The sequence below is a fragment of the Sphingobacterium sp. UGAL515B_05 genome (assembly GCF_033097525.1).
GTDB lineage: Bacteria > Bacteroidota > Bacteroidia > Sphingobacteriales > Sphingobacteriaceae > Sphingobacterium.
The window spans coordinates 4,442,850-4,466,603 of sequence record NZ_CP109907.1 but is presented as its reverse complement, the minus strand read 5'-3'; the positions used below and the strand labels follow the sequence as shown (position 1 = coordinate 4,466,603).

The 23,754-nt window shown below is 40.8% G+C and carries 23 protein-coding genes and 1 riboswitch; of the genes, 12 read left to right on the top strand and 11 right to left on the bottom strand.

Annotation, left to right across the window (positions count from 1 at the left end):
* Positions 1-73 precede the first annotated feature (73 nt).
* Positions 74-625, bottom strand: coding sequence for a dihydrofolate reductase family protein (locus tag OK025_RS18285; protein ID WP_317665963.1), 552 nt, complete (start codon positions 623-625; stop codon positions 74-76).
* A gap of 246 nt (positions 626-871) precedes the next feature.
* Between OK025_RS18285 and OK025_RS18280 the strand changes: the two genes are divergently transcribed.
* Positions 872-1,609, top strand: a complete 738-nt coding sequence (locus OK025_RS18280; RefSeq protein ID WP_317665962.1) for a helix-turn-helix transcriptional regulator — start codon at positions 872-874, stop codon at positions 1,607-1,609.
* Between the two features lie 72 nt (positions 1,610-1,681).
* Complete coding sequence (locus OK025_RS18275) at positions 1,682-2,230, top strand: dihydrofolate reductase family protein (RefSeq protein ID WP_317665960.1); 549 nt, start codon at positions 1,682-1,684, stop codon at positions 2,228-2,230.
* Positions 2,231-2,390: 160 nt separating this feature from the next.
* Here the strand turns inward: OK025_RS18275 and OK025_RS18270 are convergent, their stop codons facing one another.
* Together OK025_RS18270 and OK025_RS18265 are read right to left on the bottom strand one after the other, a co-directional pair.
* Complete coding sequence (locus OK025_RS18270) at positions 2,391-2,597, bottom strand: hypothetical protein (protein WP_317665958.1); 207 nt, start codon at positions 2,595-2,597, stop codon at positions 2,391-2,393.
* 74 nt (positions 2,598-2,671) lie between these two features.
* On the bottom strand, positions 2,672-3,253 hold the full coding sequence (locus OK025_RS18265; RefSeq protein ID WP_317665956.1) for a hypothetical protein: 582 nt from the start codon (positions 3,251-3,253) through the stop codon (positions 2,672-2,674).
* A 323-nt stretch (positions 3,254-3,576) separates the two neighbouring features.
* Here OK025_RS18265 and OK025_RS18260 point away from each other — a divergent pair, with 323 nt between their 5' ends.
* On the top strand, positions 3,577-4,674 hold the full coding sequence (locus OK025_RS18260; RefSeq protein WP_317665955.1) for a serine hydrolase domain-containing protein: 1,098 nt from the start codon (positions 3,577-3,579) through the stop codon (positions 4,672-4,674).
* A gap of 90 nt (positions 4,675-4,764) precedes the next feature.
* On the opposite strand, the gene OK025_RS18255 is transcribed toward OK025_RS18260, so the two are convergent.
* The 6 genes from OK025_RS18255 to OK025_RS18230 form a co-directional block, all read right to left on the bottom strand.
* Positions 4,765-5,535: a hypothetical protein gene (locus OK025_RS18255; protein ID WP_317665953.1), complete on the bottom strand. Its 771-nt coding sequence runs from the start codon at positions 5,533-5,535 to the stop codon at positions 4,765-4,767.
* Positions 5,536-5,613: 78 nt separating this feature from the next.
* The gene (locus OK025_RS18250; protein WP_317665951.1) at positions 5,614-6,078 is read right to left on the bottom strand and encodes an SRPBCC family protein; all 465 of its coding nucleotides are present in this window, start codon (positions 6,076-6,078) and stop codon (positions 5,614-5,616) included.
* 170 nt (positions 6,079-6,248) lie between these two features.
* Positions 6,249-6,887 carry a hypothetical protein gene (locus OK025_RS18245; protein WP_317665950.1) on the bottom strand — a complete coding sequence of 213 codons (639 nt, stop codon included), beginning with the start codon at positions 6,885-6,887 and terminating at the stop codon, positions 6,249-6,251.
* A gap of 288 nt (positions 6,888-7,175) precedes the next feature.
* Entirely contained in the window at positions 7,176-8,030 is an 855-nt protein-coding gene (locus tag OK025_RS18240; protein ID WP_317665948.1) for a GNAT family N-acetyltransferase, read from the bottom strand.
* 124 nt (positions 8,031-8,154) lie between these two features.
* On the bottom strand, positions 8,155-8,766 hold the full coding sequence (locus OK025_RS18235; protein WP_317665947.1) for a GrpB family protein: 612 nt from the start codon (positions 8,764-8,766) through the stop codon (positions 8,155-8,157).
* A gap of 138 nt (positions 8,767-8,904) precedes the next feature.
* On the bottom strand, positions 8,905-9,795 hold the full coding sequence (locus tag OK025_RS18230) for a DMT family transporter (RefSeq protein WP_317665946.1): 891 nt from the start codon (positions 9,793-9,795) through the stop codon (positions 8,905-8,907).
* 111 nt (positions 9,796-9,906) lie between these two features.
* On the opposite strand from OK025_RS18230, the gene OK025_RS18225 reads away from it, so the two are divergent.
* Positions 9,907-11,322, top strand: a complete 1,416-nt coding sequence (locus OK025_RS18225; protein WP_317665944.1) for a PLP-dependent aminotransferase family protein — start codon at positions 9,907-9,909, stop codon at positions 11,320-11,322.
* 63 nt (positions 11,323-11,385) lie between these two features.
* Here OK025_RS18225 and OK025_RS18220 read toward each other — a convergent pair whose 3' ends face one another.
* Positions 11,386-14,022, bottom strand: a complete 2,637-nt coding sequence (locus OK025_RS18220) for an alpha-L-rhamnosidase (RefSeq protein WP_317665943.1) — start codon at positions 14,020-14,022, stop codon at positions 11,386-11,388.
* A 160-nt stretch (positions 14,023-14,182) separates the two neighbouring features.
* Positions 14,183-14,278, top strand: a riboswitch (TPP riboswitch).
* Between the two features lie 59 nt (positions 14,279-14,337).
* Between OK025_RS18220 and thiS the strand changes: the two genes are divergently transcribed.
* From thiS to OK025_RS18180, 8 genes are all read left to right on the top strand, one after another.
* Positions 14,338-14,544, top strand: coding sequence for a sulfur carrier protein ThiS (gene thiS, locus OK025_RS18215; RefSeq protein WP_317665941.1), 207 nt, complete (start codon positions 14,338-14,340; stop codon positions 14,542-14,544).
* 51 nt (positions 14,545-14,595) lie between these two features.
* Positions 14,596-16,410: a phosphomethylpyrimidine synthase ThiC gene (gene thiC, locus OK025_RS18210; protein WP_317665939.1), complete on the top strand. Its 1,815-nt coding sequence runs from the start codon at positions 14,596-14,598 to the stop codon at positions 16,408-16,410.
* A complete protein-coding gene (locus OK025_RS18205) occupies positions 16,407-17,024 on the top strand; it encodes a thiamine phosphate synthase (protein WP_317665938.1) in 618 nt (205 codons plus the stop codon). Before thiC ends, OK025_RS18205 begins: the two co-directional genes overlap by 4 nt.
* Positions 16,970-17,602 (top strand): thiamine phosphate synthase, encoded by a 633-nt coding sequence (gene thiE / locus OK025_RS18200; RefSeq protein ID WP_317665937.1) that lies wholly within the window; start codon positions 16,970-16,972, stop codon positions 17,600-17,602. Before OK025_RS18205 ends, thiE begins: the two co-directional genes overlap by 55 nt.
* Positions 17,599-18,369 (top strand): thiazole synthase, encoded by a 771-nt coding sequence (locus OK025_RS18195; protein ID WP_317665935.1) that lies wholly within the window; start codon positions 17,599-17,601, stop codon positions 18,367-18,369. The genes thiE and OK025_RS18195 overlap by 4 nt, the downstream gene beginning before the upstream one ends.
* Before the next feature lie 10 nt (positions 18,370-18,379).
* Positions 18,380-19,504 (top strand): 2-iminoacetate synthase ThiH, encoded by a 1,125-nt coding sequence (gene thiH, locus OK025_RS18190; protein WP_317665934.1) that lies wholly within the window; start codon positions 18,380-18,382, stop codon positions 19,502-19,504.
* A 4-nt stretch (positions 19,505-19,508) separates the two neighbouring features.
* Positions 19,509-20,219, top strand: coding sequence for a HesA/MoeB/ThiF family protein (locus OK025_RS18185; RefSeq protein ID WP_317665932.1), 711 nt, complete (start codon positions 19,509-19,511; stop codon positions 20,217-20,219).
* Positions 20,220-20,365: 146 nt separating this feature from the next.
* Positions 20,366-21,607, top strand: a complete 1,242-nt coding sequence (locus tag OK025_RS18180) for a YaiO family outer membrane beta-barrel protein (protein WP_236582820.1) — start codon at positions 20,366-20,368, stop codon at positions 21,605-21,607.
* Here OK025_RS18180 and OK025_RS18175 read toward each other — a convergent pair.
* Positions 21,604-23,634 carry an LTA synthase family protein gene (locus OK025_RS18175; protein WP_317665929.1) on the bottom strand — a complete coding sequence of 677 codons (2,031 nt, stop codon included), beginning with the start codon at positions 23,632-23,634 and terminating at the stop codon, positions 21,604-21,606. The two genes, OK025_RS18180 and OK025_RS18175, sit on opposite strands and share 4 nt — an antisense overlap.
* Positions 23,635-23,754 lie beyond the last annotated feature (120 nt).

The window sequence follows — 23,754 nt, the reverse complement described above, 5'->3', positions numbered from 1 at the left end:
AGTTTTGTTGTGTGCAACCAATAGATAGACGACATAGAATTGTCAGGTGCTGGGCGATAATCTTATAGTCTAATTAAGGATGGATGGGTCGATAGTATAACAGGACAGAACCATTAGTAAAAACCTTAGTTTTTACCAGCTTAAAAATAATCCTATCATCTATTTCTTCAAATAATGGCAACCCTCGTCCAAAAACAATGGGATAAATGCACAATTGAAATTCGTCGATTAAGTTAAGATTCAGGAGCTGTATAATTAAACTTCGACTCCCTACCAAAATATTACTACCGGATTGCAGTTTAAGCTTCAATATCTCATCTTCAAGTGCTCCATTGGCCAACTTTGCACTTTCCCATTCTATGTTTTTTAGGCTATTTGAAAAAACGAGTTTTGGAATTTTATCGATAGCCGACGCAAAGTCATCCATTGATTTCTCTCCTACAGGAGTTTTCACAAAAGAACGCCAATATTCCATTAGCTGGTAGGTAATTCGACCATATAGAATGACATCTCCACCATTTAAAAGATCCGTATAATGCGTATGTATTTCCGCATTGGGAATACCAGCTGTATGATCACAAAACCCGTCAAGTGTCATATTGAATGCTGCAATTACTTTTCTCATATCCTTATCGTAAGATTATTACCACAATAAATTTAAAATTTAAAATACAAAATGGGCTTCCCCTAAGACAAGAAATAAGAATAAGTAATTATTTAAATCCTATTCCATCAAACTTTATGGTTTTAAATTTTTAATTTTAATAAACTTAATATAAACAGCTTGAGACAATAAACATCATTCGGCTTTTACTAATTGAATTTTACGATAGCATGTATGCTCAACTAGAGCACAAGGTGGCAAGTAAAAATGGAATATACAAAAATCAAACCTTACAAAGAACTGGAACCCTTTATTCATTTCTATTGGGAACTAAAAGGAAGTAATGAGTTGGGTCGGCAATGTGAACGAGTCTTCCCCGATGGTTGTGTGGGTTTAATCATGAATTTGGGAGATAGCTGTGTAACTGACAACGGTTCCGTTTCCATGGAATTTGGTAAAACTTACGTAGTTGGCGCCATGACTTCATATAAAGATAGCTTCATCGAAAGTGAAACTCACTTACTGGGCGTTTGCTTCAAACCCGCAGCTTTCGCTAATTTCTATAAATATGAACCGCAAAAAGTATTGATTAATGATACAATTGAATTTGAAAAATCCAATTCCTTTGAGCTTGATAAAGTGCTTCTTAACCCAATCGATTATTTTAACCGACTGTATTCGGATAAAATAGTAAACAAGACCAACTTACTACAAGGAGTTCTCAATGATATAAATTCAACGCATGGGCAAATTGGTATATCTGCTCTGTCGAAGCGTAATTTCACAACCGTTAGACAACTTGAAAGGAGCTTCAAGAAGCATATTGGTTTGTCACCGAAAGAATATTCGAATATTATCCGTTTTCAACGGGCATTAAGTATCATCAAAAATTCAGATGAAAATAAGAGTTTATCAGATATTGCCTTTGAATGTGGCTACTATGACCATGCACACCTCAGCAATGAAATTAAGAGAAATACAGGGATGGCACCATCACAAATTTAAAATTGTCGTATTTTTCCAAAGTTCGATATTTATCCACAGCTAATTTTGTATAAAACTTTAAATTGAATACAAATGCGAAAAATATCACTTTTCATTGCAATGAGTTTAGATGGTTATATTGCAAAACCCAATGACGATCTCAGTTTTTTAGGGCTTGTAGAAAAGGAGGGCGAGGATTACGGCTATTCAGAGTTTATAGATACCATTGATACCTTAATTGTTGGTAGAAAGACTTATGAATATGTCCTTAAAAATGTTGGCTCATCCCATTATGACAATGGACAACGGGATGTATATGTAATAACAAGAACAGAAAGGCCCAATGTAGGCAGAACGATTTTCTATACCGGAGATTTGGTCAAATTGCTTACAAAACTAAAGTCCCGGCAAGGAAAAGATATTTACTGTGATGGCGGAGCCGAGATAATCAATGAATTGCTGAAGAATGATTTAATAGACGAGTTGATAATTTCGATTGTACCAGTTTTACTGGGCGATGGAACAAGACTGTTCAATGAAGGGAGACCCGAACAAACACTTAAACTTACGACAGCAAAGGCATTTGAAACAGGACTAACCCAATTACACTACATCAAAAAACTCCAGCAAGAGGAGATTTAGTGGAATGCGCCAATTATCAAATACATTTGCCAATAAAGGCAGCTGTCACTATACGTTAGGGTGATTACCATGAAGAGGGGCACAAAGCAAAGCAGCTGCCCCTCTGATAATCTAATAAGACTTAAAAGTCACCGCCCTTCTATTAAAGCACCGACTATCCTCATACTACTTTTACAAATTCACCTTTGAAATCGAAAATAAGCGCATCTCCCCCCCTAATATCGATTCTATACGAATTACAATCTTTTTCAATAAACTCAATCAGGCTCCCGGGATGATTTTTCATAATAAAAGTCAAAATGTTGCGTCTGATATCCTGTGAAGCAAGTTTTCCATCCGTTCCGGCTACTAAATTCCAATTGACCATATGATTTAAGCTTTAAAATGTTATAAAAATCTAAACTTAAACATCAATATGGGAAAGAAATGGGAAAGCTATACTTATTTCCCCAACCTAAATCCAACCGTGATCCCACCAACCGGTGTAAATTCGCTTTGGCTATCGTAAAAACTCACACCCGGCCCAATACCAACATTCATCATAAAACGCTCACCATAAGTTCGCTGAATACCCCACAACGCTCCTAGCGTTAAAGTAAAATCAGCGACATACACATTATCACTCTTCAATATAGAAGGACCAGCAGCTCCAACCACGCCTGCAATATAATTGCCCGAATTATGTGCTATTTTTTTTCCTTTCTGAAGCCTTTTATTTAAATTATAATAATGTCGCACTTGCATATCGACCGTTGGGCGAAATGCATATCCCCACTCAGAATCTTCATGATGATAATCGTTAATCGTTATCGATGTTTGACTGTATAATACAGCCCCCGATAGAGGCCCTGAAAAGCGCAATGTTGTCTTATTTCCAATCCCCATTTCGTAAGACAAATTAGTAAGGATGTTATAAGCAAATTGATGATCCTCAACTTTGGCTTCAGATACTGTATTCGTTTGCGCAAAAGACACAGAGCTCAAAGCTACCATCATAAGAATGGTAAGATAATTTCTTTTCATAAATAATTAATAATTTGATGCCGCAAAGATATTAAAATAAGTAATATCTAAAAACGCTACCCCCATTGCTATTTCTTAAGATATTTAACCGCAAAACAAAACATAAATACGGGTTCCGTTCATTAAATGTTCCTTAGATATAATTTTTATATTTAATCATAAGGATTATTATTTTATTTCTTATTTTCACAAAGTCAATAGATTTCAAAATCCGTTTCCTAGAAATTGTATCACCTACAGCTTTGCATTATTCATAGTAAAGTAGACTTGCAAGTATTCAGACAATTTTTGTATCTAGGTGCATAGTGTTTAGAAAAAAATATATGAAAAAAATAGTGTTGTTAAACTCTTTGTTTATTCCATTGATTGGATTTGGTCAATTACAGACAGTTTTTAAGCATAAAGTAGATTCTATCTATGATAAAAACAAGGATGCTATCGGTATTATTGTTCATGTAGAAGCACCGAAAAAAAATATTTCATGGAGTTATGCAAAAGGAATAACAAACAAGAGCACAAACAAAACCTTAGAACATCAACAACCTGTTTTAATTGCAAGCAATACAAAACCATATGTGGCTGCGGCAATTTTAAGATTAGTTGAAAAAGGTGAATTTACTTTAGATCAACCGATTGTAAGTCTATTATCGAAAAAAACACGCCATTTATTCGAAAATGATGGTTATAATCTGGAGATAATTACAATAAAGCACCTGCTTTCACATACCTCGGGCATCCAGGATTACGTTGATGAAGATTATTTTGAATTCGTTAATCAGCATCCCAAATATAAATGGAAAAAAGAAGAGCAGATCAAAAGATCCATCGATATCGGCAGCCTTCAGCCTGTCGGAGAAAAATTTAGTTATGCAGATATCAATTATTTACTCCTTACCGAAATTATTGAGCAAAGGACAAACCTACCATTTTATGCAGCTGTTCGGCAACTACTTAGATTCAAAGAATTAAATCTGACGAGGACATGGTTCATAAACTTAGAAAACGATCCCGAAAATACCCTACCACTTGCCCATCAATATGCGGACAAGTACAATTGGGATTCATACACGATTGATCCATCTTGGGATCTATATGGAGGTGGTGGAATCGCTTCAACCGCCAAAGAGACTGCCCTGTTTTTTCAATATGTATTTGATGGGAAAATCATTCAGGATAAACAGCTACTTGAAGCAATGCATACCTACGTTTTGCCTCCAGATAAATCTAAATATTGTTTGGGAATTTATCACTTCGATCTGGGATTCAACGCCTACTATCATGGCGGTTGGTGGGGAACAGATGTGATCTATTCGCCGGAGTCTGATGCAACGATCGCTGTCTTTACACTGCAAAAAGAATTTCAGCACCTTATCAATCCATTTATCGGAAAAGAATTTCAAAAACTATTAATTGCGGAATAAAAAATAAAATAGTAAGCAGCTTCGCTACATTACTATGAAAGCTTAAAATACGATTGCCGAACCACTACTATGTAAGGGATTAAGGAACGACTAGGCAGGCTGTCGCTTACGATACTGCATATAGTATACAATTACATTTAGCAAAACAATAAAGGCTGCCATTACAGCCGCTGTATACACCGTGTTATTGACCGATTTATTAGCAACTGCAATAGCTATTAATGCCCATACAGCCACAAGTCCAAATACCGGCATTTGAGCCTGCCAGATCATCAATAAATGAATGATTAATGCAATTGCAAACATGATAATAGCCCACATGGTAGCTGATAATCCAAAACCGTCCCAGCCTATCTTCGTAAGATAGGCTGCAATATTGGCAATCAAAGCGACAGAAATCCACCCCGCATAAAGTTGAAAAGGGATTTTAAGAAATATACACTTGCTGCGTGTAGCAAGAAACGCAATAGCTTGTGTATGATGAATTATCTTTAATAGCGACACAAAAAGTAAGACCATCAATAAAATAGTTAAAAAGGTATAGTCATACAACCAGGTCATGACCCATAAACTATTTGCTAGACAAGAAATCAAGAACCACCATCCTACTTTTAAAACTACTTTTTCTTTTTCATTTGTCTGTCTGACAAAAGGACCAAAATAAACGACAAATCCAAACAACCCTAAATAAATAAGACCCCATATGGAAAAGGCATATCCCGCGGGTGTAAATAAATTTTGATATTTAGCAGAAACCGTTGCCATGGTCTCCCCATTAAAAATTCCCGTATTGGATAGGTAATTAATGATCACCGTGATGACCAAAGCAACTCCATTGATTATTTGATAAATTTTCTTCATTGTATACAGCATAAAATATGTTGAAAAGCTCATCTGACTTTCTTCTCAGCGGTCATGTGAACTGCAATAGAATAGCTATCACTTGGTTTGATTAAATAATTTTTCTAAAACCTGATAACGGTAATCGAAGATTCGCTCCAACTTCTTTTTAACGAAAACTGTATGCGCAATTTTGCCTAGAATCCCGAAAGGCAATTCATAATCAACCCTGTCTTTCATGAGCACCCCTTTTTCATTTGGAATAAATTCGTGAAAATGATTCCAATAGGCATAAGGTCCTTTTAGCTGAAAATCAGTAAAACTTTTATCATTTTCCACCTGCGTTATTTTGGTCTTCCACTTGAGCGGAATCCGAAGAATCGGAGATACCAAATAATCAATGATCATTCCTTCAGAAATTTCTTGCCGACGAAAGTCTGAGACGACAACAAACCCCATATCTTTTGGTGTAATTTCTGAAAGATTCATGGGTGAAGAAAAAAACGCCCATGCGGTATCCAAATCGCAGGTCAATTGCTGTTCTCTATACAATGTGTACCTCATTTGATTTAAGCTAACTTTATTGTTTGCCAATATAACAATATTAACACAATTTAGTTTATTTTTAAACCATAAAATACATTTTAGGGACTAAATCGTTGGCATAAAGAATATTTTTACACAAATACAGCACTTGAATTGAAGGTAGCTTTAAAGCATACCTTTATCAATGGCTATTTAGCAGCAATATCCTTTTCCAATGCTTTCACGAGCGACTTCGTATAGCTTTTAGAAAAATCTTCTAAACTGGAAGGGTTGATCGTTTCTGACTGCACACTCCAAAGCAGTTGCTCGGAGCTAACATCATATAGATTGCTTTCCAAATAGTACATTTTATCCGTGGTATAATATCCCGGATCGTATGCTATTGGGTACCAATGCGAGTAATAGCTCCAAAAATTACCATACCATCCAAACCTCGGATAAGGCATATAAGGTCCACTTCCCGGTACATATCGGGTTTCACTGGTTTTATCGATCAGAGTAACAGTGAAAATAGCATCCGCATTCAGACTGTGTACTGCTTTCATCACTAAATCTTTGTTTTGACTTTCGTCTTTGGTAAACGTCCGTTTAAAAACATCACTGCTTTTAATAGCCTTGTAGCCATGCATGGAAGCTGCTTCTGCTAAATTGGATTCAATGACTTCCTTTGCTTTGGCATGGTTTGTCATCGCAATAATGAATATTGTTTGGTATTGTTTTGGGGGCAGATCTTTATTTTTATAGACATCTGTTATCCTTGTCGAGGTACTACAAGCCAGCAATAGAAAGCTTGTGACAATTGCGGTTAAAAATGACTTCGATTTCATATGTTTTAAAAATTAGTGTCGTATAAATTGTAGAAGAGCGTCTTTTCCGAGGGATGGTAAAATTACAACAGTAAATGGATCTATAATAAACAGTCTAATAGCACATACTTTCCTTTTACTAAACAACAAGTTTACAACCACATTTGTTTTCACAATTATTGATCGTAAATGAAATACTTTAATTCTTAATTGATATTACCAGGAAATATACTTGGAGAGCGCTGCATATATCATGAGCGTGATAGCTTCTAAATCTTTCGGTTGATGGACCTTGCATTCGTGTGGATGCTAATCCATTATCTTGAACATTTCAATCTGGTTGATTGTGTTGACCAGCCCTTGTCTTTGTAAAAATAGCCGCAAGTTACTGGCTTTTTCATCAACGTTAGTGATTTGTACTTTTGCGCTGGACACATGCGCTTTCAGTTCGGATAAAAGCTGTGTTGCAATACCTTTCCGCCTATGCTGCTTTGCTACCGCAATTTGGTAGATTCGCTTATTAGACAAATTGAACAAAATATATCCCACCAAATCCGAGCCAATAAACGCCCCCAACCCTTTAAGCTGAATTAATTCAATACGCCCAATTCTATTTTGCCAGCTGGGTTTAACGTCCCAGAAAGACTGCAAAATATCCCAAGAAAAGTCATGGATAGACTGTATATGGATAGGCTGTATTCGGCCAGATAAGGCCCCCGCATTTAAATCAAGTTCTCCCCCAAAGCACAGTAATTTACGGCCTTTAACAAAGCCATTTTTTTCATATGCCCGAATAGCAGGCAGATTACTCTCGATGACTTCCAATAATAATTTCTTCACATGATGCGCTTTGAAGTATGGCTGCATAAATCTATACATTTCAACGACTAATCCCCTGCCTCTATATGCGGGCAAAACGCCTGTACCAGCATTGTAGATAACTTTACTGCCTCCGATTTCGCGCATGCCATGCAAGATAAATGCTATCAGTTGTATCCCGTCAAAAACGCCAACTGACCAGTCCATTAAAATATCCTCACCTCTGATCTTTAACTCCAATAGCGATGCGTCTAACTGAAATGGTACAATATAGTCGGCAAAAGCTCCATTAATTGCAGTTAATAAGTCAGCCCTATCCAGCCCTGTCAATTTCCGTATCTCCATCCCTTATTTTTTAGGACTATTAAATTTATTTATGCCTGAACAAAGAGTTCTCATGCTATCCTCTATTAAATTTTTCATTAGGTCAAAAGTTAGTACCAATTTAATCCGAAAGGTTCCCATTGTCCTACGGTTCCATTGTTCCGTGACCCTTTTTGTACCATTCCACAGCTTTTGCTTCATGCTCTTTCAAAAATTCATCTTTCGCATCATTATAGTCGTTCCCATCTTTCCATTGCTGTAGTACCAACTTTTCTTTGATCGCCTGATACTGATCTCTTACTTCTTCATGTACACGCAGATAATCGCGAAACGCTATATGGCGCAACCAGTGTTCTGATTGCAAGGGTATGCTGTGAATATGCGCTATCCGTAGCGAATGATCATGCAATCGTGCTGGAATTTCATCGTCGGGTGCAATGTGCTCTGGCAACCCCATTACTTCAGGCCGATCAATTAGGGTGACAAAAAATCGTCTGTAAGGCATCTCCTCATTATATTTTTCATAATATACATAGCATTTACCCTGCAACAGGAACGGAATGCGATCAAGGTCATTTTCTTCCTCAAGACCGATCAATATATCAATGATTGGTTTGGCAGACAATCCCTCAACGGCCGTACTGCCTATGTGATCTACCCTCGACCTTATAGGTTTCAACAATGCAAGAAGTTCATGTTGAATGCTGTCAAAATTCGCTTTCCATATCGGATTATAAGGTTCAAACGGTAAAATCATACGCTATTGTCTTTGTCAACATAAGATAATAGACATCATTCGATCAAATACGCCTCGAACGATGCCCAAAAATTTAAAGTTAATAACTTTATGATTTTCCGAGAGAACCTATAAACCAGTTCTCTTTTTCTAATGCATTTATTGGGCAAATTTCTTCGTGGCTACGACACAGAGGATAACACCAACTGTTACGGCAAGCATGCCGGCACTGACTTGTTCATGAAGAAGCCAGGCGGCTAAGGCCAAACCAAAGAATGGCTGTAATAACTGTAACTGTCCGATGGTTGCTGTGCCACCTTGGGCGAGTCCTTTATACCAAAAAACAAAACCAATAAACATACTGAACAAGGAAACATAGGCTAAACTAGCCCAAGCCCCTATAGGTACTGCATCAAACGACGATGGAAGATAGATAAAAGTAAGTGGCAACATCAGCGGCAGCGACAAAACCAGGGCCCAGGAAATGACCTGCCAACCACCCAGCGTCTTGGTCAATTTAGCGCCTTCGGCATAGCCCAAACCACAGAGAATGACCGACAAAATCATTAAAACGTCACCTAAAGGTGAGGCTGTTAGCCCCTGTTCCAGCGCATAGCCGATTACCAGTAGGCTCCCTAAAGCAGAGAACAGCCAAAAGATTGGCTTCGGACGTTCGCCACCGCGTATAATAGCAAATACGGCTGTCGATACGGGCAAAATACCGATAAAAACGATAGAGTGCGCAGAGGTGATATGCTGCAAGGCCAAAGCACTCAGTAAGGGAAATCCAACGACACATCCTATTGCAACGATGCATAGCGAACATAATTGTTTTCTTTCTGGGCGTTTTTCCTTAAAAACCATCAATGTTACCAGTGCCAATATACCTGCAATCGAAGCTCTAGCCAATGTCACAAATACAGGGTCAAATGCTAAAACCGCCATTCGTGTTGCCGGCAACGAACCACTAAATAATAGCACCCCAATAAAACCGTTTAACCAACCGCTCGCGGTATTTTCCTGTAATTTACTTATACTTAATTCTGCCATGTTTCAACCTTTTACACAAAGTTCGTCCATTACAAGAACTAAGCACAGTCACAGTTTTTGATAATTCAATGGACACAGTTACCTTTGAAGACGGACATTAATCCTTATTTTATGAAAAAAGATTATTTGTATAATGAAATAGCAGACAATATTGCCAATAAGATTAATTCAGGTGTCTTAAAAGCCGGCGAGAAACTACCTTCAGTGAGAAATCTAAGTGCTGAACACGGTATCAGTATAAATACTGCGAAAAGGATATTTCTAGCGCTGGAAGGACGTTCACTTATACGGTCCAAACCTCAGTCCGGCTACTTTGTTAGTCCTCCAAACTATTTGCAGCTTCCATTGGCCGCAGCCAGTCAACCTATTCCAATCGCCAATAACCGAGAACCAGATCAATTAATGAATAAGGTGTATTCTACCATGGGGCGTCAGGATTTAACCTTATTTTCGATCGGTGTTCCTTCGGGAAGTCTCCTGCCTACCGCAAAATTGAAAAAAGAAATCGTTCTCGCTACACAGGAGCTCAGCGATGGTGGCACAGCATATGAGCCCTTGCAGGGCAATATAAAATTACGTCGTATGGTAGCTGTACGTTCATTGGCCTGGGGTGGAAATCTAAACGAAGATGAGGTCGTTACCACCAACGGCTGTATGAATGCTCTGGTTTTATGTCTGATGGCCTTAACCAAACCTGGAGATACGCTGGCTCTTGAAAGCCCCTGCTATCCGGGCATCCTCCAACTTGCCGTTAGCCTGGGACTTCAGGTGCTGGAAATAGCCACGGACCCCATTACGGGAATAGACATTGAAGCCCTCAAAAAGCTATTGCCCGAAATCAAAGTCTGTTTACTGGTCCCCAATTTTAACACTCCTTTGGGCTATTGTATGCCGGATGAGAACAAGCGGGAAATTGTATCACTGTTAGCAAAACATCATATTCCGCTGATCGAAGATGACACCTACGGCGACCTCCATTTTGGCACCCAACGTCCCAAATGCTGCAAATCTTTCGACCTCGACGGCAATGTACTCTGGTGCGGGTCAGTTTCAAAGACATTGGCTCCGGGCTTCCGTGTCGGATGGGTTGCCCCTGGAAAATACAAGGAACAGATTATCAAACTAAAACTAATCCATTCCCTATCATCTACAACCATTATCAACGAGGCGGTGGGAAATTTTCTTTTAACAGGAAAATATGAAAACCACCTGCGTAAACTCCGTAGATCGTTATCAGAAAACTACCAGCAGTATGCCGCTATTATCGCGGAACATTTTCCGGAAGGCACTAAAATCAGCCGCCCACAAGGTGGGCTTGCGCTGTGGGTTGAGTTTCCAAAACACATTGATACAGGCATGCTATACAACTATGCGCTTAAACTACAGATCAGCATTTCACCGGGAAGGATCTTCACCTTGCAGGATCAATTTCACCATTGCATGCGGCTCTGTATTGGCTTGCCCTGGAGCAATGAACTCGCCTTAAAATTAAAACAGCTTGGTAAACTCGCAAAAGCGTTCCAATAGGTTATAACATAAAAGAATAAAACCAACAGTCAAGACAACGAAACAAGAGGTCGCAGCCTATGCTTACTTGAGTTCCAGCTCCAACCTGTGTTTACCGGCCTCCAATTGAACGATATCGCTGCTTCTAACATTATCCGGTGGATAAAATGTTGCCGTCGCATTTGCCGGTATTTGGATATTATATACGATCATTTTATCCTTTAACTTCCATTCGGAAATAATTTTACCGTAGGGTGAATCGTAAGAAATAGAAGATTCTTTCAGTTCCTGGGGGAAGATCGGTTTTAAGAGCACATGTTTAAATCCAGGTTGTTTAGGATCTGGCAGAATCCCGCCGATAGATTTAAAAAACCAACCACCGATTTCGCCAAACATCATGTGGTTGTCTGAAATATCCCGTGTTGCTTTTAAATCCCAGTTCTCCAACAATGTTGTCGCTCCATTTACAATCCACCATCCCCAAGACGGGTAGGTATCTTGTACCGCGACCTTATAGGCTGTCGTTGCATAACCATTATCTTTTAACGCATTCAATAATGCTTTAGCGCCCAATACGCCTACATCCAAATGAAAGTTGGTCTCTTCCACTTTCTTATTCAGGTTAGCTGCAACACGGGCTTTCATTTCATTGGGTACAACACCCCAATAGAGTGGTACACTCAGTTCGGTCTGTGTTCCATTGCTATAAACACCCTTGGAAGCATCTAAAAATTTAGCATTGATGGCCGTCTTAATTTTTCTGCTCAGCAGTTCATATTTTTGTTGATCTGCTGTGTAACCAAACAATTTGGCAGCAGCAGCCAAGACGCTCGCATCTACATAAAAATAAACAGATGAGGTCAACTCCAGATTGGACTGTGACTTCACCGGTACCCAGTCTCCACGCCCAAACGTTGTCAACCCAGATGGGCTGATTCCGTCTACATAATCGACATAGCGTTTGATATTTAGGTAGCATTCTTCTAATGCATGTGGATCTCCATAAAACTGATAGATCTGCCACGGAATGATGGCAATGGTGCTTGTCCAATCCAAACCATTTGCGGTACCATAGCCCCATCCCCCAGTTGGAATAATATCGGGTAAGACACCATTCTCCTGTTGTTCATCACGATGATCCGCCATCCATTTTTCATAAACTGTTATCCCATCAAAATTGTATAAAGCTGTTTCAATCGCAAGGTGCCCATCCCCTGTCCAGCCGTTCTTTTCCCGTTGCGGACAGTCTGTAGGATAGCCCATCAAATTGGACAAGTAGGCATTGTTAGTCGCTTTCCATAGTTTGTTAACCAAGGCTGATGATGTCTTGAGCTGTCCAATAACAGGCACATCACTATGCATAAAATAGGCGGTCACAGCCGAACTATCCAATGCAATGGCGGCACTACTGCTAACTTCGACATAACGAAACCCTTTGTAACCGAACTTGGCCATAAACTCATCATCGCGGCCACTTAAGGTCAATATATCGGTCTGAAAGGGCTCCTTTTCCTTATCGCCCCGATAATATACATCAATATTGGACTGATCAAGATGCCCATCGGCCTGCAATCGCTCACCATGCTTGATACGCAGAATAGTACCCGCAGCTCCTTTCACTTTAACTTTTGTAATCCCCGCCATATTCTGGCCCATATCGAACACATAGGTACGTTGGTCTATCTTTGTCACTGATTTTGGCTTATAGGACTTCACGAGCCGAATCGGAACCAGCTGTTGGGAAACGATATGTGCTGATGGTGCATTTCTATACTGAACAACCTGCCAGGCCGAATCATCGTATTTTGGTTTATCCCAGTTGGGTATTTCCAATCTTGCATCGTAATGCTCACCAGTGTAAATATTATTATAGGTGATTGGCCCCGAAGCAGTCTTCCACTGCTTATCCGAAACAATGGTTTCCGTAGTTCCATCTGTATAAACGATTTTCAGTTCTAAACAGAAGGTTGGCCGGGCCCGCCATGGTGCTTTATCAAAGTTCCAAACGGCCAATGGTTGGTGATTATACCAGCCGTTCCCCAAAATAACGCCAATGGCGTTCTCTCCTTTTTGAAGCTGTTGGGTTACATCCGTCACGACGTACAACGTACGTCGGTCAAATCGGGTGTACATGGGATCCAGACGATGGTCGCCAACGCGCTGGCCATTAATGGAAAGTTCATATAATCCTGCTGCGGCAATATATGCGCGGGCAGATTTTATCTGCTTATTTGCCTTAAATTCGGTTCTAAAATAAGGCGTTTCCCGCGCATGAATATCCTTATTGTCGCTGATCCACTTTCCTTTCCAAAGGTTTTGTCCCATCATGCCCGTTTCAAAAGACGCTATTGCCGAACGTGTTGATACACCATCCTTATCCCATACTTTAACCGTCCAGAAGTACTTGGTCTGTGGCTTTAACTGTGCGCCGTTATAGGGCACTAACATAGCCGAGCTGAACTGTTTGCCACTATCCCAGTTATCTTTGGTCTCTCGCAGCAGTGCCAGCGAATCTTGCCCTAAAAAGATCTGATAAGCCTGTTGTACCGCACCTTTACGTTGATCATCAAGTCGCCAGCTAAGTCTTGGGTGGATTGCATCGATACCCAATGGATTGACCAAATGTTCGCATGTCAGCTGCACGGCGCTGCAGTTGTTTTTAGGTTGGGCATAAGTGTTGCTAGCGATACACAACAGTGCTGTCAATAAAATCTTACGCATTGAAAGATACTATTCTTGGTGGTTATTAAATTGTTTTAGCTGATTCAAAAAACTAATATATCAATTATTTCCCACATATTAACCTGCACTGTCCTGTGCAATAAACCCAAGTCTGCAAAATAAAATTCTTGCAACTTTCATAAAAATAACCTTATCTTAGTCGCAACTTTAGGGGTGTCTGCTCGTGCAGGCTGAGATTTTACCCTTAGAACCTGATCCGGATCATACTGGCGTAGGGAAAAGTGAGCTGTCTACAAGGTGCATTGCTGTGCCTTTGTGTAGCCATTCCTAAAGTTTTACCAAAAAAATTAAGGAATGGAACTTACAATAAACCATCAGATTCGATTTTTCGACCCCACACTTACTTCATTGGAAAGCTTGTTGCTTTTGGAATTATCCGGCCAAACTCAGGGCGTGGCTGTAGCTATTAACAACAAAGTCATACCCAAAAAGGACTGGGCTACGACACCACTAAAACCGCACGATCAGATTATTTTAATCACCGCGTCCCAGGGCGGATAGCTATTCCCCAAAAATCAATCGAACCGAGTAATTCACCCCAATAAGAAAAAAATGACAGCTGAAAAAATTACGCAATCGCCCTTTCCAAATGCAAAGAAAATTTTTGTATCCGGAAAACTATTTCCTATTCAAGTCGCTATGCGTCAAATCTCCTTGAGTCCAACCAAATTAACGAATGGAGAAGTAGAAATTAATCCCCCGGTAACAGTCTATGATACTTCTGGACCATATACCGATGACACCGTCCATATCGATATCCGAAAAGGCCTCCCGCGCCTTCGCGAACAGTGGATCTTAGATCGTCAAGATGTCATACAGCTGCCTGGCACCAGCTCTGAATATGGGCAAAAACGCCTTTCTGATCCAACGTTGGATGAACTCCGATTCGCGTATAGCCATAAACCGAAAGTAGCCTCTCCCGGTAGTAATGTTACCCAATTACATTATGCAAAGCAAGGCATCATTACCCCAGAAATGGAGTACGTTGCTATCCGTGAAAACCAACGTATCGAGCAGCTCACGACCAGTACCCCCGGAATGGATCATCAGCATAAGGGACAGAATTTTGGTGCCAGAACACACGATAAAGCAATTACACCAGAATTTGTCCGTGAGGAAATCGCAGCCGGAAGAGCAATCATCCCCAATAATATCAATCACCCTGAAAGTGAACCCATGATTATCGGGCGCAACTTTCTTGTTAAAATTAATGCCAATATTGGCAATAGTGCTGTAAGCTCAAGTATAGAGGAAGAAGTTGAGAAAGCAGTATGGGCCTGTCGTTGGGGAGCCGATACCATCATGGACCTATCCACTGGCAAAAATATTCACGAAACCCGCGAATGGATTATCCGTAACTCGCCCGTTCCAATCGGTACAGTACCGATCTATCAGGCGCTCGAAAAAGTGAAGGGGGTGGCCGAGGACCTTACCTGGGAAATATTCAAAGATACTTTGATTGAACAGGCCGAACAGGGTGTTTCTTACTTTACCATACACGCTGGTGTACTGCTTCGTTATATCCATCTCACCGCGTCTCGAGTAACGGGAATTGTCTCCAGAGGAGGGTCTATCATGGCCAAATGGTGTCTTTTCCACCACAAAGAGAACTTTCTCTATACGCATTTTGAGGAGATCTGTGAGATTATGAAGCGATATGATGTTGCTTTTTCACTTGGCGATGGTCTCCGTCCTGGAGCCATTGCAGATGCAAACGATGCTGCTCAATTTGCGGAGCTAGAAACACTGGGCGAGCTCACCAAGATCGCCTGGAAACACGATGTTCAGGTGATGATCGAAGGTCCGGGCCATGTTCCTATGCAATTGATCAAAGAGAATATGGATAAGCAATTGGCTTGTTGTGACGAAGCACCATTTTATACCTTGGGACCCTTAACAACTGATATTGCTCCAGGTTATGACCACATCACATCAGCCATTGGAGCTGCGATGATCGGATGGTATGGATGTGCGATGCTTTGCTATGTGACCCCAAAAGAACATCTGGGCTTACCAAATAAAAAAGACGTTAAAGACGGTGTAATCACCTATAAACTAGCTGCCCATGCGGCCGATTTGGCCAAAGGACATCCGGGTGCACAATACCGTGATAATGCCTTGAGTAAAGCGAGATTTGAATTTAGATGGGAAGATCAATTCAACCTTTCCCTCGATCCAGATACAGCGCGTGAATATCATGACGAAACGTTGCCTGCGGATGCGGCCAAAGTGGCTCACTTCTGCTCCATGTGCGGTCCCAAATTTTGCTCGATGAAAATTACGCAGGAAATCAGAGATAGTGCCGCACAAGGAATGCGGGAAAAATCGCAGGAATTCATCGCACAAGGAAAAGAGATTTATTTATGATCATCGCTTTGACAGCAGCAGAAACGATCCCTTCTGAAAAAGGGATTATAGATGCTTTGTTCAAAGAAGGACTTGATATCCTGCATTTGCGCAAGTATCATTTTACGGACCTACAAATGTCCAGGTACGTTGAATCTATAGATTCAACGTACCTGGACAGATTGGTCCTACATTCCCACCCTCACCTATCGGCTGAGCTCGGAATCGCACGTATTCATATGAACGAAAAGAATAGAAAGGATAGATCAACAAATCAAATGCTCTCTACAACAATCTGTTCGACATCTGTGCATGATATCGATCAATTCAATAGCCTTGATGAATGTTGGGCCTATGCTTTTCTAAGTCCATTATTTCCGAGCATCTCAAAAGTCGGGTATGGAGTGTATAATGCAAGGTTGGATCAGCTCCCGTCACGCTCCAACTTTACTGTTGGTCTCATCGGTCTTGGAGGGATAAACCAAGACAACTGCCTTATTCCGATGCAGCAAGGTGCAGATGGAATTGCCTTATATGGTACTTTATGGAAGCACCCTGATCCAGTTCAAAATTTTATAGCATGCAAACAAAAACTATGGAAAAACTCCAATATATATCGCAGGGACAAACATTAACTGAACAAAAAAATAACATACTGAAAGCGCTGGATGCGGGGGCCAAATGGATACAGATCCGATGGAAGGAAGCCGATGAAAAGAGCCGCTACACGCTTGCAGAACAGATCAAGCAAACCTGTTCCGAATTTGGTGCCAGCTGTATCATCAATGACCATCCTTCACTTGCAGCAGCGGTAGACGCTGATGGCGTACATTTGGGATTGGATGACTGCAGCGTCACAGCTGCCCGGCACCTATTGGGTGCAGGAAAAATAATCGGCGGTACTGCCAATAGCTTTGCGGATGTAAAACGTAGAATAAGTGAAAACTGTGACTATATCGGACTCGGACCATTCAACTATACCACAACAAAACAAAAACTAAGTCCCCTATTGGGGATTGCAGGATATGAGAACATCATCCAACAAGTCCGCCTAGCAGGCTTGCCCCCTATTCCAATATTCGCAATTGGCGGTATAAGCCAACTTGAAGATATCCAACAGCTATTAGAAATTGGAGTTTACGGTGTAGCACTCTCCGGAATCGTAACCAAGACTCCAAACATTGTTTCATCCATCAATAAAATTTTATTATGAGCAACCTACATATAGCCGATCGCGTATTTGAATCCAGATTATTTCTGGGTACGGGCAAATTCGGTAATCTCACAGAAATGAGCGATGCCATTGTGGCTTCGGCCTCCCAATTGGTCACTGTTGCCCTCAAACGAATCGACCAGACCAGCGCAGACGACAGTCTCATCAGTGCGCTCGATCTGGCGGCGATCCATTTGCTTCCCAATACTTCGGGAGCACGAACTGCTGAAGAAGCTGTGCTCGCGGCCCAACTTGCACGGGAAGCATTGGAAACCAACTGGGTAAAGCTGGAAATTCATCCCGACCCCCGTTATTTACTGCCCGATCCTATTGAAACCCTGCGTGCAACTGAATCGCTGGCCAAACTGGGTTTCGTTGTCATGCCCTATATTCACGCAGATCCAGTACTTTGTAAAAGATTGGAAAATGCAGGTACAGCAGTTGTTATGCCTTTAGGTGCTCCTATTGGTAGTAATAAAGGGCTTCGCACACTGGACTTTCTCGAAATTATTATTGAGGAGAGTAATGTCCCTGTGGTTATAGATGCTGGGATCGGAGCTCCATCCGATGCTGCCAAAGCCATGGAAATCGGAGCGGATGCAGTCTTGGTCAATACGGCAATTGCGGTCTCAAATAATCCGATACGTATGGCCGAAGCATTCAAAGAGGCCGTTATCGCTGGACGAAAGGCTTATGAGGCCGGTTTAGGAAAGATCGGATCACAAGCATTCGGTTCGAGTCCCTTAACTTCATTTTTATTTGATTGATGATTCACTTATGACAGATTTCAAAACGATACTCGATGAATACTCCTGGAATGACGTCCACACGCAGATTTATGACGCTACCAATCAGGATGTACAACATGCGTTAGAAAAAGACCATTTAACGCTCGCTGACTTTAGGGCGCTCATCTCACCGGCTGCAGCACCGTATCTGGAACAAATGGCACAAAAAACACAACAAATCACCCAACGTCGCTTCGGTAAAACCATACAGCTCTATGCCCCTCTTTACCTGAGCAATGAGTGCCAAAATATCTGTACATATTGCGGTTTTAGCATGGACAATAAAATTAAACGCAAAACCCTCAGCAACACCGAACTATTACTGGAGGCGATGGCACTTAAATCCATGGGAATCAACCATATTTTACTCGTTAGCGGAGAAGCCAACAAAACTGTCGAGATCAATTATTTCCTAAACGCTATTCGACTTTTAAAACCTCATTTTTCACAGATATCCATTGAGGTACAGCCCCTGGAAGAATCCGAATACCGACTACTACAAGCCGCAGGGGTTTATGCAATTTTGGTCTATCAGGAAACCTACCATCGAGAAGTTTACAAACAATATCATCCGAAAGGAAAGAAGTCCAATTTTGACTATCGTTTAGATACGCCTGACCGTATAGGCCGGGCCGGAATCCATAAAATCGGTCTGGGGGTATTACTTGGGCTAGAGGACTGGCGGGTGGACAGCTTTTTCACCGCGGCACACATTGCCTATTTGCAAAAACAATATTGGCAGACACGCTATTCCATTTCCTTTCCACGCTTACGACCAGCCGCAGGTTCTGTTGAGCCAAATTTTCATTTGGCAGATCGTGATCTGCTGCAGTTGATCTGTGCATATCGTCTGTGGAATGAAAATTTAGAAATCTCGATTTCAACCAGAGAAAACCAAACCTTCAGGGATCATATCATACCCATTGGCGTAACCACCATGAGTGCAGCTTCAAAAACCAATCCTGGAGGCTATGTTGTCGATCCCCAAGCTTTGGAACAATTTGAAGTAAGTGATGAAAGAAATATGGAAACAATAAAAAATCAAATCCGAAAAATGGGCTATTCTCCAGTGATGAAAGACTGGGAAAGTAATTACGCGGGTATTGTACGTTAAATACATGAAAAAAGATAACATTTTTGATCGCTATAGCAGACAGATTTTTATCGAAGAGATTGGCGTTGCCGGACAACGGAAGATTATGGATGCCAAGGTATTGGTCGTCGGTGCAGGCGGACTCGGGAGCCCTGTCGTTCAATATTTAGCCGCGGCCGGTATAGGCAAACTTGGGCTGGTTGATTTTGACCGGGTTGAAATCCACAATCTTAATAGACAGATCATTCATTCCGAAAATAATATAAACCAAGCAAAAACAGAAAGTGCCGCAGCCTATATACGACAGCACAATAGCACAATTGATTTTGAGCCCTTTCAGGTAAAAATAGATGCTGACAACGCGCTAGCAATGCTCGCTCCCTATCATATTATTGTCGATTGCTGTGATAACTTTGCAACGCGCTACCTGCTTAATCAGACCTGCCTACAACTCGATAAACCTTTGGTATACGGCAGCATCTATGGCTTTGAAGGGCAGCTGGCTGTCTTTAACTATCAGGGTAGTAAAAACCTGTTGGATATCTTTCCAACGCCCCCCGATCCGGAGCAGGTTCCAAATTGCGATAAAAATGGGGTGCTGGGCCCCTTGCCCGGTATTATCGGCAGCATGATGGCGATGCAGGTACTTAAAATAGTAACCGGATTACCCGTAGATAGCAACCAGTTAACGGTTGTTGATACATTTCATTGGCGTTTTTCGAAACTCCTATTCTAAGGATGATTTCGGAAGACGTCCCACAAAATGAGATCGAACGCTTTAAAAGAGCTCAAAAATTTATTTTAAAACAACTAGTGACAAACAAAATTTCCTAATTTTAGTTTATATATTAGCAAGCTTAAATGTCAAATTTACGATCTGGAATGAAAAAAGTAATTTATCCATTACTCTCCCTCTCTTTATTACCCTTATTTTCTATCGCGCAAGAGACGAAACTCACCGCTGATGATCTCTTTGTAAAAGCACGAAAGGTAGCTTTTGATTCAAAAGATTATCCGCAAGCCATTCAATTATCTAAACAGGCCCTACTTCAAGCACCAGATTACACAGATATTAGCATTTTTCTCGGACGCCTTTATACCTGGTCGGATAAGATTGATTCGGCACGAACCATCTTTACAGAACTGGATAAAAAGAATACAAGTGATGAAGATTTCTTTTTGGCCTACGCCTCATTGGAATACTGGAATGATCAGACCGACAAAGCTATTGCAATTACGGACAAAGGGCTTAGTATACATCCGCAGTCTCAGGATCTACTGCTGTTAAAAGGCAAAATAAGTTATGGCAATGATCATTATGAGGCTGCCGAAAAGGCAATTAATAGTTTATTGGCAATAAATCCTAAAAATACGGAAGCAAGAGCGCTGGCAAAAAATATTGAAGAATATACGGCTAAAAATGCAATCGGTCTAACGTACAATTTTGTCTACTTTGACAAACAGTTTGATCATAATTGGCACATTGTTGGATTAAGTTATAAACGGGCAACACCAATAGGATCCGTTATTTTCAGAACGAACTATGCGAATAAATTTGCAGAAAATGGCGTCCAATTTGAGATGGAGGCTTATCCGCGGCTTTCAAAGATATTCTACCTATATGTCGGTGCTGGATATTCCAATAATGTGGGCATTTTTGCGAAATATAGAACTGGTGTTTCTCTCTATGCCAATCTTCCGAACAGCTTTGAGGGGGAAATCGGATATCGTCAGCTTTATTTTAGTGACAACATCTGGATGTACACGGCTTCAGTCGGAAAATATTACCAAAACTTTTGGTTCAATCTGAGGACTTACCTTACACCGGGCGAAAAGAATATTTCCCAATCCTATACCGGAACAGTCCGCTATTACACGAAGGGAGCAAACGATTACTTCGGATTTAGCGCCGGAACGGGTCTGAGTCCCGAGGAAAACCGAAATAATCTATTGGACAACGCTTCCTATAAATTAAAAACATTCAAAGTAGGTGCTGAGTATAATTTCTCCGTTAAGCAAAGTAACCTATTTTCAATTTCGGGCACCTATTATAACCAAGAATTCAGGCCAAAAGAAAGAGGAAATCAATTGGACATCATCCTTGGTTATATTCGAAAATTCTAGTTCTTCTTTGTTCGACTAAAGTAATTTGTATAAACACTATCCGGAAGAAGTCGCTTTTGCGTATAAAAAAGTTTGTTCTTGCGCTTAAATAATTCAAAGCGCTTGGACAATTCTTCTTTCGCATTATTCGCGGCAGCATCTTCATTGAGCACACCATCCAGTTTATACAGTTGGCCATCGGAAAGATGGTAACTGCCTTTCACAAAATCAATCAATTGATTTTTACTCTGCATCATGGCTATACCATCACCCTGTGCCGAAGCGCCCTTATCGAGCCCCTGACCGATCCATGTAACCTGGGTAGGCGTTTTAAGCCCAAAATTCTCGCGATAGTAGGCCAATATAGAAGGCGCGACATCAAAATGGCTAACAAAATTATGAAAAGTCTTTGGCCCTTTTAAAAGTGGTGAATAAATCAACAAGGGAACATGATAACGATCGATTTTGCTTTGTAAGGGTATCTCAGGCATCGCGTGGTCTCCAGTTATGACAAAAATAGTATTTGCAAAATCTGGTCTCTTTTTATATTCTTTAAAGAACTGCTCCATCGCGTCATCCAAATTCAGTACCGAAACAAGTTGGGTACGGTTTTCCAAAGCCCACTTTTTTTGTTCCGGTGTAAGGTTCAATGTTGCTATACGTTGATCAAACACTTGTTCATAATGAGCCGCATTATTGATCAAAAACGGATTGTGGGTTGATAGCGTTAAAAGCACATGGAAATAAGGGTGTTCCTGTACTTTCTGTACTTCAAGGAGTTTGCCAAAGACAGCCTGATCTTCATATCCCCAGCTCTCCCCTCCCTTTTCGGGCAATTTTTTATAGGGAGGTCCGAATGCCGCTTGGTCCATGAGCATATCTATTTTATTATAATCCATGAACTTTTTCATGAAATCAAAATTAGAATGACCACCATAGAAAAATCCAGTATTGAATCCATTACTCTTCAGAATATTAAATAGATTGAAGTTATCTGGCAAGGTGTCTTGTTCCAGGAATCCATGTGTCGCAAAAGGCAACGAACCTGTTATGGTCGGCAAAACGGAAAATGTCCGACCCGAGGAACTCATATTATTATCCCAATACAAAGACTGTTGCTTCAATGTACCTATAAAAGGTGTAAAGTTGCCAATATAACCATTTTCAGCACTATAGGCATGTCCTAAACCCTCGATAACAAGAATGACCAAATTGGGTACTTTCGCTGTTTTTTGCATGTATGTCCCCAGGAAATCTTTCGTGTCCTCTTTTTTCAAAAAAGGAAATTTAGTATCTAACACTTTTGCATCATCGTCGTCTTTACTGAACATCGCGAGCATCCCTGGGTGCTCATCCACGTAATTGGATAAATTGGAGTCGAAAAAATAACGCCATTTACTCCGGCTTGCATTGGCTACGAATTCATCTTTTTCGGCGCGACCTCCCAAAAGCGAAGCCGAGGAGATGAAAAACGATATGATCCCCAAAGATAACAGTGCAATACTAGCATAGGACTTTTTGAATGTCTGCTTATTGGCAATCCAAAGGGGGACCCAAGCGATTACAATCAATAATAAAAGCAAGGCAATATTGGTAAAACTCAACATACCGCTAGCCTCCAAAATTTGCTTCATCTCTTCCGAACTGTAATAGAACATATCAGCTCCAAGCAAATTTCTCGATTCGCCAAAATACAGAAACAAGATGAATTGCATAACGACAATAAACGTGAAGGATATGACCAGCAGAAGTCTTGCCCAAAAACTGCTTAGGAATTGAAGCAATAAATACCCTATTCCCAAACAGGCCAAGGCTTGAAAGATGAACAGGATGTTATCCAAAAACAGGTATTTCCCGGCATGTGACTCCGAAAGCTGAACAAATCGACGACCGTACCACCACCATTCTACACCAACAGACAACATATACAAGGCAAAAACAACCAACATAACAGGCCCTAAGCTCTGCAAGGACAGATTTAATCGCTGACCGAGGTATTTCCAAACCGACTCGTTCGCATCTTTTTGTTGAAAGCCTTGTCGCGTCATTTCTCCCCAGCCATGCTGCTTCCGAAAGTAATCAACAACCCCCTGTACCCCAGCTTTAACAACAATAGGGTGAAAGTATAAAGGTTCTAGTATCGCCGTAGTAATTAGCGTGGAGAGATC